The sequence below is a fragment of the gamma proteobacterium symbiont of Lampromicra miyakona genome (genome assembly GCF_059730895.1).
The window spans coordinates 188,478-201,809 of the sequence record NZ_AP035933.1 but is presented as its reverse complement, the minus strand read 5'-3'; the positions used below and the strand labels follow the sequence as shown (position 1 = coordinate 201,809).

Genomic DNA, 13,332 nt, shown 5'->3' with positions numbered 1-13,332 from the left:
ACTCTGCTTATCACCCGCCGGAGAAAACCCGATGTCACAGCCGATCAATACCGCCGACCTGAATTTACAGGCGCACTGGATGCCGTTCACTGCTAACCGCTATTTTCAGCAGGATCCCCGTTTTATTGTCGCCGCGCACGGCCACTGGCTGACCGATGGCGACGGCCGTCAGATTTTCGATAGTCTGTCCGGTTTATGGACCTGCGGCGCGGGCCACACGCGCCGTGAAATCCAGCAGGCAGTCGCGCAGCAACTCGGTACGCTGGATTACTCGCCGGGCTTTCAGTACGGCCATCCGCTGTCGTTTCAGCTGGCCGAGCGCATCGCCAGCCTGATGCCCGGCAATCTCAACCATGTGTTCTTTACCGGTTCGGGGTCGGAGTCGGCGGATACTGCGGTGAAAATGGCGCGCGCCTGGTGGCGGGCCAAAGGCCAGCCCAATAAAACCCGGCTGATTGGTCGCGCGCGCGGCTATCACGGCGTGAACATCGGCGGCACCAGCCTTGGTGGAATTGGCGGCAACCGTAAGGCCTTTGGTCAGCTGCTGGAGGTTGATCACCTGCCGCATACGCTGCAGCCAGAGCTGGCGTTCACCCCCGGCCAGCCCGCCACGGGCGGCGAGGAGCTGGCGGACGAGATGCTGAAGCTGATTGAACTGCATGATGCTTCGACTATTGCCGCGCTGATTGTCGAACCGCTGTCCGGATCCGCCGGCGCGATTATTCCGCCGCACGGCTACCTGCAGCGCCTGCGTGAGATCTGTACGCAGCACGATATTTTGCTGATTTTTGACGAGGTGATCACCGGCTTTGGCCGCATGGGACGCTGGAGCGGCGCGGAGTATTTTGGCGTCACACCGGATCTGCTCAACTTCGCCAAACAGATTACCAACGGTGCCATTCCGCTGGGCGGCGTGGTGGCCAGCAGCGAAATCTATCACACCTTTATGTCTCAGCCGCTGCCGCAGCACGCGGTTGAGTTTGCGCACGGCTACACCTATTCGGCGCATCCGGTGGCCTGCGCGGCCGCGCTGGCGACGCTGGACGTGCTGGAAAACGAGGCGCTGATTAGCCAGTCGGCCGAACTGGCACCGCATTTTGAACGCGCGCTGCACGGGCTGCGCGATTGTCCGCAGGTGGTGGATATCCGCAACTGCGGGCTGGTCGGTGCCATTCAGCTGGCACCCCGTGAAGGCGACGCGACCGTGCGGCCGTTTGAAGCGGGCATGGCGCTGTGGAAAGCCGGCTTTTACGTTCGCTTTGGTGGCGATACGCTGCAGTTCGGCCCGATGTTTGATACCCAGCCGGCCGAACTGGACCGGCTATTTGATGCGGTAGGCGAAGCCCTGCACGGCCTCAGATAATCTCAGTGCTGTAGCTGACCGGCTGCGGCGGAATAAATGCCTGCACCGGCGTCAGTTCGCCGCGGTATTTGCGCAGCTGCACCACGGTGATTTGTCCGCTACAGCCCTGCGCCAGCGATGAAGTGCCGATATCCAGCGTCAGCACATTCGGATTGCCGTGGCGGCACAGCGGTCGCAGCGCGGTGGGATCGACCGGATCGTACCAGGCGCCGGTCGGCAACTGCACCACACCCGGCATAATGCTTTCGGTAACGCGAGCGCTGGCCAGCACGTGACCGCGCTGATTGTACAACTCGATAATGTCGCCGTCGGTAATGCCGCGCGCGGCGGCATCGTGTGGATGCAGGCTGCACACCTCACGTCCTTCGCGTTTGCCGCTCAGGCTGTAGTCACCAAAATCCAACTGGCTGTGCAGACGCGTGGCCGGCTGATTCGCGATCAACCACAGCGGATGTTCCGCATCCGGCTGCTGCTGCTGCGCGCGCCACACCGGATGGCCGGGGCAATTTTCATAGCCAAAGCTGGCGATGGTGGCGGAAAAGATTTCGATTTTGCCGCTCGGCGTCGGTAGCGGTGCCGCCGCCGGATCGGCCCGAAACGCATTGATCATCCGCCCGCCATCTTTCAGCTGCGGCAGTTCAATCACACCCTGCAGCCAGAACTGGTCGAAGTCAGGAATCGTCACCTGATGCGCGGCCAGTTTTTCCTGCAGCTGCGCATAGTGATGGCGCAGCCAGCCGCGGGCGTCGCGTCCTTCGGTGAATGCCTCTTCACGGCCTAAACGACGCGCCAGTTCAGCAAAAATGGTGTAGTCATCCTGCGCCTGCGCGTAAGGTTGCGCCACCGGCTGCATGGCAAACAGATGACGATCGGTCGGCGCACCGCCGATATCTTCACGCTCCAGCGTCATGGTGGCAGGCAGCACGATATCCGCATGGCGCGCGCTGGCGGTCCACGCGGTCTCGTGCACAATCAGCGTATCCAGCTGGCAAAACGCCTGCCGCAGCCGCGCCAGATCCTGATGATGATGGAACGGATTGCCGCCCGCCCAGTAGGCCAGACGGATGTGCGGATAGGTCAGACGCCGGCCGTTGTAATCAAACTGCGTGCCGGGATGCAGCAGCATATCGGCGATGCGCGCCACCGGAATCAGCCGGTCAATACCGTTCCTGCCCTGCGGCAGCGCCGGGAAACTCACCAGATTATGATGCTTACCGTAATGGCCGAGTGCGCCGAGCGCATAGGTGTATCCACCGCCCGGCAGCCCCGGCTGGCCCAGCGCGGCCGCCAGCACCAGCCCCAGCCATACCGGTTGCTCTCCGTGTTCCGCGCGCTGCAACGCGTGCGCCACGGTAACCAGCACGCGCTTGCCGTGCAGCTGACGGGCAAAATCGGTGATTTTTGCCGCGCTGACGCCACAAATCTCAGCCGCCCACTGCGCGTCGCGTCGCGTACCGTCCTCTTCGCCGCGAATATAGGCGACCATTTGCTGCCAGCCGACGGTGTAACGCGCGAGGAAAGCCTCATCGGTGCGCTGCTCGTCAATCAGCACCGACAGCAGACCGAGAATGAAGGCCGCATCGGTACCGGGGCGCAGCGCCAGCCACTCTCCCTGCGCCTCATCGGGCAGATCGCTCTGCAACGGGCTCACCGAAATAAAGCGTGCGCCGCGCTCTGCCGCCTGCTGCATAAAGCCGCGTTCGGTATGTTCGCTCAGACCACCGCTTGCCACCTGCGAGTTTTTCAGCGCCAGGCCGCCGAACGCCAGCACGATCTCGCTATGCCGGGCGATCTCTTCCCAGCTGACGCCGCGGCGGGCGATCTCATTCATGTCGCCGACGATATGCGGTAACAGCACCGAAGCCGAACCGGAACTGTAGCTGTTCACCGAGCGCACATAGCCACCCATCACCGTGTTAAGAAAGCGGTGCACCTGGCTCTGCGCGTGATGAAAACGGCCGGCACTTGACCAGCCATATGAGCCACCAAAAATGCCTTCCGGCCCATACGCATCACCGACGCGCTGCAGTTCGCGCGCCACCAGCGTGTAAGCCTGCTCCCAGCTCACCGCCACATAGTCGTCATTACCGCGACGTGGATCCGCGCCGGGCCCATTTTCCAGCCAGCCACGGCGCACCATCGGTTGCGCCACGCGCGCCGGGTGATACAGGACATTGTAAAAGTTTTGCAGCAGCGGGCTGGGATCGGGATCGCCGTGAAACGGTTCGATGGTCAGCCGATCGCCCTGCTGGCGGGCAGTAAAAGCACCCCAGTGGGCGCTGTGCATCACCGGTTTTTGCGTCATCATGCTTCCTGGAGTCAAAAATGAAAAACGGTGCTTACAGCACCGTTGCAATAAAGTTTCTTACCCGTCCGTTTTCCGGATCGTCGAGCACCTGCTGCGTCGGCCCCGCCGCCACAATCCGCCCGCCTTCCATAAACACGATGTTATCGGCCACCTCGCGCGCAAAACCGATCTCGTGCGTCACGATCACCATGGTGATGCCGGAGTGCGCCAGCTGTTTGATCACCTGCAGCACTTCACCCACCAGTTCCGGATCGAGCGCAGACGTGGGCTCATCAAACAGCATCACGCCGGGATCCATCGCCAGCGCACGGGCGATTGCCACGCGCTGCTGCTGACCACCGGAGAGATTCTGCGGCCACTCTTCTTCGCGCCCGGCCAGACCCACCTGCTTAAGCAGCGACAGCGCTTTGCTGGTCGCCTGCTGGCGGCTCTGTTTTTTCACCCGCATCGGCGCATCGACAATGTTTTGCAGCACGGTGCGGTGCGGGAACAGGTTGAACTGCTGAAACACCATGCCGATTTCGGCACGCTGACGCGCAATCTCGCTGCTGCTCAGCTCGTGCAGCGCCTGGCCTTTCTGCTTGTAACCGATGATCTCGCCACCGATACGAATCGTGCCGCCATCCAGTTTTTCCAGATGATTAATGCAGCGCAACAGCGTCGATTTGCCTGAGCCGGACGGTCCGAGGATCACCGTCACCGAGCCAGCCGGGATATCAAGATTAACTTCATCCAGAATAGTGACGCCGGAAAAACGTTTGGTCACCTTACGTAAGGCGATCGCTTCAGCCATTGCTTACGCTCCTTTCGGCTTTAGGCGCGGAGAAACCGGGCAGCGACTTGAGTAAACTGCGCTTTTCACGGCGCGTGACGCCACGGCCAAAGTAGCGCTCGACGTAGAACTGACCAACCGACAGTACCGAAGTCATCAGCAGATACCACAGCGTCGCCACCAGCAGCAGCGGGATCACTTCATAGGTGCGCTGATAGATGATCTGCGCCGAAAACAGCACATCCTGCAGGGAGATCACCGATACCACCGCCGTGGTTTTCAGCTGGCCGATGATTTCGTTACCGGCCGGCGGCATGATAGCGCGCATCGCCTGCGGCAGTACGGTATGGCGGAAAATCTGCGCCGGACGGTAACCCAGCGCACGGGCGGCTTCCAGCTGGCCGTTGCCAACGCTCTGAATCCCGGCGCGCACGATCTCAGCCGCATAGGCAGACTGATGCATTACCAGCGCGATCACCGCCGCGCTGAACGGGCTGACCAGCGCATTAGACTGGGTACTCCAGATCTCACCCAGACCCGGCAGCGACAGCGAAATGGTCGGGTACAGCGCCGCGATGTTGTACCACAGGAACAGCTGTACCAGCATCGGCACGCCGCGGAAAAACCAGGTATAGAACCAGCTGACGCCGACCAGCACCGGGTTGGATGACAGGCGCATCAGCGCCAGCACCGTGCCAAAGGCGAAGCCCAGCACCACCGAAATCGCTGTCAGCTGCAGCGTCATCAGCACGCCCTGCAGGATTGACTCGCCGGTGAAGTTTTCCGCAATCACGCCCCATTCGAAGCGCGGATTGTTGATCATCGAATGCGCCATCGCCACCACGCACAACAGCACCACCAGCGCACTGAGCCAGCGTCCGTAGTAGCGTTTACCGACGATTTTCAGATCGTCGGTGTGGTCGTGAAAGTCACTCATTGAAAGATATCCTGATTACGTTTTGACTCTTTAACCGCGCCAAAGCCGATGCCCCAGTTATCCAGGATCTTCTGGTAGCTGCCATCTTTAATCAGCGAGTTCAGCGCTGCCTGTACGGCAGGTTCAAGCGCGGAATCTTTCGGGAAGGCGACCGATACCGGCGCATCATGCACGGTGATTTCGCCGCTCATGGTCAGCGGTTTGATCACTTTCACCTGCCACAACAGGCCTTCGTACGGACCGAGGAACATCGGCACACGCCCGCTGACCACGGCCTGAACACCCGCCGGGCGATCCGGGAACACTGACACTTTAATCGGTTTTTTCCCGGCCGCTTCACAGGCTTTGCTGGCCTCTTCCAGACGGGTCACCTGAGTGGTGCCGGAACCGGCGCCGACTTCTTTACCGCACACCTCGTCGAGGGTTTTGAACGGCGCGACGTTGGCGTCTTTCCGCGAAATAATGCCGAGACGGCTGGCGTCGTAGTAACTCACGAAGTCGATAATTTTGGCGCGCGCCGGCGTGGCGTTGATGTTGGACAAGGCCACATCGTAGCGGCCGGTTTTCAGTCCCGGAATGATGTTGTCGAAGCCGCCGGTATCACGCCACTGCACCTGAATGCCGAGACGCTCACCGACCGCGTTCATGATGTCAATTTCACGGCCGGCCAGCGTTTTATTGTCTTCTTTATAGAAGGTGGTGGGCGGCGTGTTTGGGTTGGTTCCTGCCACAATATAGCCACGCTTCGCCACGTCGGCGGGCACCAGGCTTTTCAGCGCGGCATCAGCCTGTACATGCAGTGAGCTGTCGGTTGGGACGGATTGTTCGGCGGCAAACGCGGTGTGCGCACTGAGAGCGAGTGCGAAAAGGGTGATACCTTTTGCGAATTTCACTGGAACCTTTCTCCTGATATTTAAAATGTTTCCCGGCAGGGAAAAGGCGTCGAGGTAGCGATGTATTTTTCCCTTTGCCCATGTCGCGTAAAGCCGCGCGGCGCAAAGGATTGTCATCCTCAAAACGTCCCGCAGCCATTCTCAGGAAGATAGGCAGCGATCACAAATGCGAAAAACAGATATCTATTGCCGAAATCCGGCAATAGGGTTCTTTGCAGGCCTGAATGCGGACCTTTCATCGCGCAAAAATCAGATTGTTACCGCAAATCAGGCACCTGCTTATCCTGCCATGCTGAATGATTTGCTTATTAGCCATAACGTTCCTGTCTAAGCCAGCGTATCGCCCTGCTGACAAAAACTGACAAAAAAGCGGCCCGTCGAGGCGATTTGCGCAGGAATGTAAAGAAGTTGCACACCAATATACAATGCAAACCATTCTCATTATCATGCGCATTTGCTTACAAATGTTAACGCATCAGGGAGATGATATAAGTGAATGTAACTGTATGTGGCAAAAAGCGTCCGGTCGCACTGTGCCTGGCGGGCCTGTTAACCTCACCGGTGTTTGCCGCTGAACCCACGGAGAAGCTGGCCGACGATGAGTCGATGATTGTGACGGCAGAGCAGGAGCTGAAGCAGCAGCCGGGGGTTTCCACCATTACCGCTGAAGACATCAAAAAAAGTCCGCCCGTTAACGACCTCGCGGACATCATCCGCAAAATGCCCGGCGTTAACCTCACCGGTAACGGCGCCAGCGGCAGCCGCGGTAATAATCGCCAGATCGACATTCGCGGCATGGGCCCGGAAAACACTTTGGTGCTGATCGATGGCGTGCCGGTCACCTCCCGTAACTCGGTGCGTTACAGCTGGCGCGGTGAGCGCGACTCACGCGGGGATACCAACTGGGTACCACCGGAAATGGTGGAACGCATTGAGGTGATACGCGGTCCGGCCGCTGCCCGTTATGGCTCCGGTGCCGCCGGCGGTGTGGTCAACATTATTACCAAACGCCCGACCAATGACTGGCACGGTTCGCTGTCGCTGTTCACTAACCAGCCAGAAGATGACAAGGAAGGTGCCACCCGCCGCGCGAACTTCAACCTCAGCGGTCCGCTGGCCGGTGAGGCACTCACCATGCGGCTGTACGGCAACCTGAACAAAACGGATGCCGACGCCTTCGACATCAATACCGCGCAAAATGGCGCTTACGCCGCCGGACGCGAAGGCGTGCGTAATAAAGACATCAACGGCGTGCTGTCGTGGAAAATCACCCCGACGCAGATTATCGATTTCAGCTATGGCTACAGCCGCCAGGGCAATATTTATGCCGGCGACACGCAAAACAGCAACAGCAATGCCAGCGCCAACGGGCTGGTGGAAGCGCTGTACGGCAGCGAAACCAACCGCCTGTATCGCCAGAACTACGGAGTGGTGCACAACGGCATCTGGGACTGGGGCACCTCTAAGCTTAACTTTAGCTATGAGAAAACCAACAATACCCGTCTGAAAGAAGGCTCCGGCGGCAGCACCGAAGGGATGATCAACAGCGATACGTACGCTACCAGCCGGCTGGAGAGCTATCGCGCCGGCGGCGAGATCAATTTCCCGCTGCAGCTGCTGGTCGATCAAACGGTTACGCTGGGTGCTGAGTGGAATCGCGATGAGCTTAACGATCCGGCCTCGGTACAGGCCACCAGCGCACCGGGCGTCGATTTCGGCGGCGTTTCCAGCGACGGTTCGCAGCGTGACAGTAAAAACAGCGCCACCATCAGCTCGCTCTATTTCGAAGACAACATCGCCGCCACCGACTCCACCGAAGTGATTCCCGGCCTGCGCTTTGACTATCACAATCAGTTTGGCGCTAACTGGAGCCCGAGCCTCAACCTGTCGCAGGGCCTCGGTGATTACTTCACGCTGAAAGCCGGTATTGCGCGCGCCTTTAAAGCGCCAAACCTGTATCAGTCCACTGAGGGCTATATCCTGTCGACGCGCGGCAACGGTTGTCCGATTGGCCTGTCACGCTGTTACCTGCTGGGCAGCAAAGACCTTGATCCCGAGATCAGTGTGAATAAAGAAGTAGGCATTGAGTTCAGTAATCAGGGCTATGTGGCGGGCATCACCTGGTTCCGCAATGATTACAAAAACAAAATCATCTCCGGCACCACGCCGGTGGCTTCAACCGGCTCGTATAACCTGCTGCGCTGGGAAAATGGCGGCAAAGCGATCGTCGAAGGGCTGGAAGGCAATCTGAGCATCCCGCTGATCGCCGACACGCTGGAGTGGCGCACCAATGCCACCTATATGTTCCGCTCGGAGAGCAAAAAAACCGGCAACCCGCTGACGGTAATTCCTGAATTTACCATCAACTCGCAGCTGGAATGGCAGGCGACCGAGGCGCTCAGCGCCAACATCAACTGGACGCAATACGGCCGGCAGAAGCCACGTCAGTATGCGGAAACCAGCCTCGAGGCCAGCCGTGGTCTGTCGCAGCGTGAAATCAGCCCGTATTCCATTGTCGGGCTGAACCTCAACTATGACATCACTAAAAACCTCAGCGCCAACGCCGGTATCAACAACCTGTTTGATAAGCGCGTGTATCGCGAAAATGCCGGGGCATCGACCTATAACGAACCGGGCCGCGCCTGGTACGCCGGTGTCACGATGTCGTTCTGAGGAATGGACGCCATCGGGTAAGGTGCTGGGGATGATCACACCCAGTCTTCAGCCATCAATCCCGCAAGGCGTTGGAACTCCGGCGTGTTTTAAGCACCGCCGCCTGTGTGGCTGGCCTGCGCGCCAGCCGGATGCTCAACAGCGCGCCGGCCGCCAGACAGATCGACATACACACTATCGCCACGATGAAGGCATGGGTAATCTCTCCCGGCCCCTTGCCCGTGCCCAGCACGGCATAAAAGATCCCGCCGATAATGGCCACGCTCAGCGCCGTGCTCAGTTGCAAGGTGGAGCTGGCGATACCGGCAATCATCCCGGCCCAGGCGGGTGCCACGCGTCCGGTGACGATGTGCATCAGCGTCGGCAGCGCCAGCCCCTGGCCAAACCCCACCACAAACAGTCCCAGAGCCAGCGGCAGCGCCGCTGGTGACATCCCAACCGGCGTGCTGGCCATCAGCCATGCCAGGCCCAGCAGGCCGACCACTTCCAGCACCATCCCAGTGGCGTTAACGTAAGGCCCAATCAGCCGTCGCGCAGAAGGCGTGGATAGCGGCCCCAGCAGAAAACCCGCACCAAAGGGCAGAAAGATCAGCCCGGCGCTCAGTACGCCCTGATGCAGCGCGCCCTGTAAATAGATCGAGAACAGCAGGAAGAATACGCCAATCGAGTAGAACAGCAGCGCCAGCAGCAGGGACAGCCCCAGCCCCGGCACGCTGAAAATCGCCGGATCGATCAGCGGATCGCCGCCCTGCTTTGCCAGCCGGCTTTCATAGCGCCAGAACAGAGTGCCCAGCACCGGCACCAGCAGCAGCGATAGCCACGCCCACAGCGGCCAGCCCGCTTCCCGTCCTTCGATCAGCGGCACGATCAGCAGACCCAGCGTCATCATCGACAGTCCCATTCCGCCAAAATCCAGCTTGCGCGCGTGCTGAGCACGCGTCTCTTTAATCAACGGGATGCCAAACAGCACCACCAGCAGCGCCACCGGCAGATTGACCAGGAAAATGGCGCGCCAGCCGCTATTAAACAGGTTGAGTGAGATCAGGATGCCGCCCAGCGCCTGACCGATCACCGAGGCCAGACCAAATACCGCGCCGTACAGGCTCAGCGCGCGCGATTTCTCCGCCTCCGGGAAAATCGCCTGAATCGAGGCCAGCGCCTGCGGTGCCATAATCGCTGCAGTGATGCCCTGCAGCACGCGACCAGCGATCAGCGCGCCCGATGACCAGGCAAAGCCACACAGCGCAGAAGCCGCCGCAAAACCGGTCAGGCCAACGAAGAACATGCGCCCGCGGCCAAACAGATCGCCGAGGCGGCCACCGGTGATCAGCGTGACGGCATAAAACCCGGCATAGGACGAGATGACAAATTGCTCCGCCGAGCCGGACGTGGCCAAATCGCTCTGAATCGACGGCAGCGCCACATTGACAATAAAGAAGTCCAGCGGGGGTAAAAATGCGCCTGTCAGCAGGACGATAAACATCGCCCAGCGGCGTGGCTCGGGATTTAACGCGTGCGGATCGGACATCACAACACCTCACTAAGGAACCGATTGGTTCCAATATGGATAAAAAAATTAGTCGAGCAGACGCATTGTGCAGTCCACTACGGCATTCATTTCAGCTTCCGTTGCCCCGGTTTTACCGAGGATGCGCATCCCTTCAATCTGGCAAACCAGTAAGCGGGCCAGCACCTGCTCATCACGCTCGGGCAGTTCTCCGCTCAGCTGACCACGCACCAGTGTTGCCGCATACAGCTGCTGCAAACGCCGGAACATGCGCCCCGTGCGTTCGGCAATCTGTTCATCATGCGCGGCCATCTCGGTGGTGAGCGACACCACCAGACAACCGCGCCGCCCTTTCTCACCGCTGGAGAGCGCGGCATAACGCAGCAGCGAGGCGCGAATCGCCGCTTTAACCGCGCCGGGCTGCGCCAGAATATCCGAGGTGGCTTTCAGACCTTCGGTCATGTAGATATCCAGCGCGGCCAGCAGCAGCCCTTTTTTATCGCCGAACGCCTTGTAGAGACTGCCGCGCGATAAACCGGTCCCGGCGATCAAATCCGGTAGCGACGCCGCTTCATAGCCGCGATCCCAGAAAACGTGCATGGCGCTGCGGGCGGCCTCTTCCAGCTCAAACTCGCGCGGGCGACCGATGACGGTCAGGTTCTTCATCACTGCCCTCCCCTGTAATTATAAACCAACTGGTTCCTATCTTAGCTGCAATGCAGTGGCTATTGCAAGTCAGTCGCAGCCACTTCACGACGCGGCCGCTTATACATGGATAATCAGGGTTAAGTGATGCGTCATACAAAAAACTGACGTAACGCGTCGGCCAGCGCCTGCGGTTGCTCATCCGGGATAAAGTGACCACAGTGCGCGAGGCGAATACCGCTGACGTCGGCCGCAAAAGTGCGCAGCGGCTGGGCCATATCGGCAATCGAACCCTGATCGGCGCTCACCGCCAGCAGCGGGATCGCCAGTTTGCCCCGGGTTTGCAACAACTGACGATTCTGCTCCGCAGAGGTGCTGACTTCACGGTACGCCGCCATGCCGGCGCGCAGCGCGCCGTTTTGCTGCAGCAGCCGCACATATTCCGCCATCTCTTCGTCACCAAACACCATCGGGCTGGCTGCTTTGCGCTGTAAAAACCACTGCAGATAGAGCGCTTCACGACCGGCGATCAGCGCTTCCGGCAGATCCGGCAACAGGTGAAAAGCAAAATGCCAGGTTTTCCAGGCTTTGTCCGGCGTCGCAGGCAGCGCATCCGGCAGCGTCACGCCGGGAATGCCGGCATCCAGCAGCGCCAGTTTGCTGATGGCATCACCGTGCAGCATCGCCAGCGGCCAGGCAACCCAGGCACCCACGTCATGCGCGGCCAGGAAGTAACGCTTAACACCTAACTGCTGCAACAATCCCTGCACGCTGTGCGCCAGCGAGGTGGTGTCATAACCGCTGGCAGGCTTGTCGGAGTCGCCCTGGCCGGGCAGATCCGGCGCAATGATGAAATAGTCTGCCGCCAGCTGCGCCATCACCTTACGCCAGGCAAACCAGCTCTGCGGAAAGCCCGCCAGCAGTACCAGCACTGGTCCCTGCACCTTGCCACCGCTGACGTAGTGCAGCCGCACGCCCGCGACCGTGGCGTAAGCATGGTTAAATTGCGGCAGGTGATCGACGGGCTGTGACCAGCGCGGCGCGGCGTCCAGGGCAGGCAGTGACATAAGCGTTCTCCGGCTATTTTGGTAAAGAGTGTTTCCTTATTGGATGCGATTCTGCGCTACCGCGCCGTTACCGCGTACTGATTAAGGAAATGTTTATTTCCTTAATATTAACGACAGCCACGCGCGCCTTGCAAGCGAGTCTGTGAAATAGATCCGGAAGCGAACGGCGGAGTGAATCGCCCCGCCGCCGCGCCTGAGTGATATGCGGTTATCCCGCCTTCTTCGACGTGGGTTTCAGCGATCGATTGAGATCCTGAATGCGTTTCATGGTTTTAACCGTGCGTGCCGAACTGGCGGAGGCCACCGCCAGAATCAGCATTTCGAGGCACACCAGCACCGTGCCGTGCAGCGGCATGCGACCATTTTCACCGCCGCGCGGCACGTTAATCACCACATCCGCCTGCTGCGCAAACGCCGAATCCAGCGCGTGGGTCAGCAGAATCACCGGCATACCCAGCCGCTGCGCCTCTTTCAGCGTCGTCATGCCCTCACGGTGCGCCGATTTCTGCGCCATCATGATCAGTACATCGCCGCGCTGTAGCGTTATCAGCTGTTCTGCCAGCGCAATCCCGGCACGGTTAAGCGTCACCGCCGGCAGGCCGATGCGCCGGAACAGTCGCGCGCTGTACTCCGCCAGAATGCCGGAAGCGTTGATGCCAAACAGCGCCACCTGACGCGCTTCCAGCAGCAGTGTCACCGCAGCCGCCACCGCCTGACGGTTGACCGGTTCTGCCAGTACTTCGCAGGCGCGCTGATGGCCGCCCAGCACAAAATCGATGCCGGAGTTGATGTCACACGACAGTTCGCTGATGGTCGCGCTCATCTTCTCTTCCGAGTTTTGCGCCGGACCAAACCATGCGGCCAGCGTGGTTTTCAGATCGCGCAAACCGGCAAAGCCCAGCGCCTGCACGGTGCGCACCACGGTGGCGTCAGAGGTTTGGGTGGCCTGGGCGATATCCAATGCAGTCGCGTCTAATATAGCCTCACGATGTTCGTGGATATATCGCGCCACCGTTTGCAGGCTGGCCGATAATGTCGTGACGCGCGCACGGTAGCGTTCACCGAATACATCCACCCGATTTTTAATGTTATTTGCCGCCATTATGTTGCCTGTTAGTAATATCGCATCGTTGTGAACCGCGTCGGCAGGCCGGCTTGTAGTAAAAA

General features: G+C 59.8%; 10 protein-coding genes. 2 read left to right on the top strand and 8 right to left on the bottom strand.

Annotated elements, in window-relative coordinates; translation table 11 throughout:
* The first annotated feature begins 31 nt into the window (after window positions 1-31).
* The gene (gene aptA, locus AC6I8P_RS20435) at window positions 32-1,363 is read left to right on the top strand and encodes an omega-aminotransferase AptA (protein ID WP_150360213.1); all 1,332 of its coding nucleotides are present in this window, start codon (window positions 32-34) and stop codon (window positions 1,361-1,363) included.
* Here aptA and AC6I8P_RS20430 read toward each other — a convergent pair.
* The 4 genes from AC6I8P_RS20430 to AC6I8P_RS20415 are packed head-to-tail and all read right to left on the bottom strand — an operon-like array spanning window position 1,356 to window position 6,273.
* Window positions 1,356-3,668 (bottom strand): molybdopterin-dependent oxidoreductase, encoded by a 2,313-nt coding sequence (locus AC6I8P_RS20430; protein WP_498031343.1) that lies wholly within the window; start codon window positions 3,666-3,668, stop codon window positions 1,356-1,358. The two genes, aptA and AC6I8P_RS20430, sit on opposite strands and share 8 nt — an antisense overlap.
* Before the next feature lie 34 nt (window positions 3,669-3,702).
* Window positions 3,703-4,464 carry an amino acid ABC transporter ATP-binding protein gene (locus tag AC6I8P_RS20425; RefSeq protein WP_058758829.1) on the bottom strand — a complete coding sequence of 254 codons (762 nt, stop codon included), beginning with the start codon at window positions 4,462-4,464 and terminating at the stop codon, window positions 3,703-3,705.
* Window positions 4,457-5,380 (bottom strand): amino acid ABC transporter permease, encoded by a 924-nt coding sequence (locus AC6I8P_RS20420; protein ID WP_021509533.1) that lies wholly within the window; start codon window positions 5,378-5,380, stop codon window positions 4,457-4,459. The genes AC6I8P_RS20425 and AC6I8P_RS20420 overlap by 8 nt, the downstream gene beginning before the upstream one ends.
* Window positions 5,377-6,273: an ABC transporter substrate-binding protein gene (locus AC6I8P_RS20415; RefSeq protein ID WP_021509534.1), complete on the bottom strand. Its 897-nt coding sequence runs from the start codon at window positions 6,271-6,273 to the stop codon at window positions 5,377-5,379. The genes AC6I8P_RS20420 and AC6I8P_RS20415 overlap by 4 nt, the downstream gene beginning before the upstream one ends.
* A 492-nt stretch (window positions 6,274-6,765) precedes the next feature.
* Between AC6I8P_RS20415 and AC6I8P_RS20410 the strand changes: the two genes are divergently transcribed.
* The gene (locus AC6I8P_RS20410) at window positions 6,766-8,946 is read left to right on the top strand and encodes a TonB-dependent siderophore receptor (protein WP_498031302.1); all 2,181 of its coding nucleotides are present in this window, start codon (window positions 6,766-6,768) and stop codon (window positions 8,944-8,946) included.
* A gap of 55 nt (window positions 8,947-9,001) precedes the next feature.
* Here AC6I8P_RS20410 and AC6I8P_RS20405 read toward each other — a convergent pair whose 3' ends face one another.
* The 4 genes from AC6I8P_RS20405 to AC6I8P_RS20390 all read right to left on the bottom strand — a co-directional run bounded on the left by AC6I8P_RS20405 (window position 9,002) and on the right by AC6I8P_RS20390 (window position 13,267).
* Window positions 9,002-10,474 carry an MFS transporter gene (locus AC6I8P_RS20405; RefSeq protein ID WP_498008396.1) on the bottom strand — a complete coding sequence of 491 codons (1,473 nt, stop codon included), beginning with the start codon at window positions 10,472-10,474 and terminating at the stop codon, window positions 9,002-9,004.
* A 48-nt stretch (window positions 10,475-10,522) separates the two neighbouring features.
* Entirely contained in the window at window positions 10,523-11,119 is a 597-nt protein-coding gene (locus tag AC6I8P_RS20400) for a TetR/AcrR family transcriptional regulator (RefSeq protein ID WP_058770527.1), read from the bottom strand.
* Between the two features lie 131 nt (window positions 11,120-11,250).
* Window positions 11,251-12,165 carry an alpha/beta fold hydrolase gene (locus AC6I8P_RS20395; RefSeq protein WP_394521918.1) on the bottom strand — a complete coding sequence of 305 codons (915 nt, stop codon included), beginning with the start codon at window positions 12,163-12,165 and terminating at the stop codon, window positions 11,251-11,253.
* A 208-nt stretch (window positions 12,166-12,373) separates the two neighbouring features.
* Complete coding sequence (locus tag AC6I8P_RS20390; protein WP_058770525.1) at window positions 12,374-13,267, bottom strand: MurR/RpiR family transcriptional regulator; 894 nt, start codon at window positions 13,265-13,267, stop codon at window positions 12,374-12,376.
* Between the last annotated feature and the right edge of the window lie 65 nt (window positions 13,268-13,332).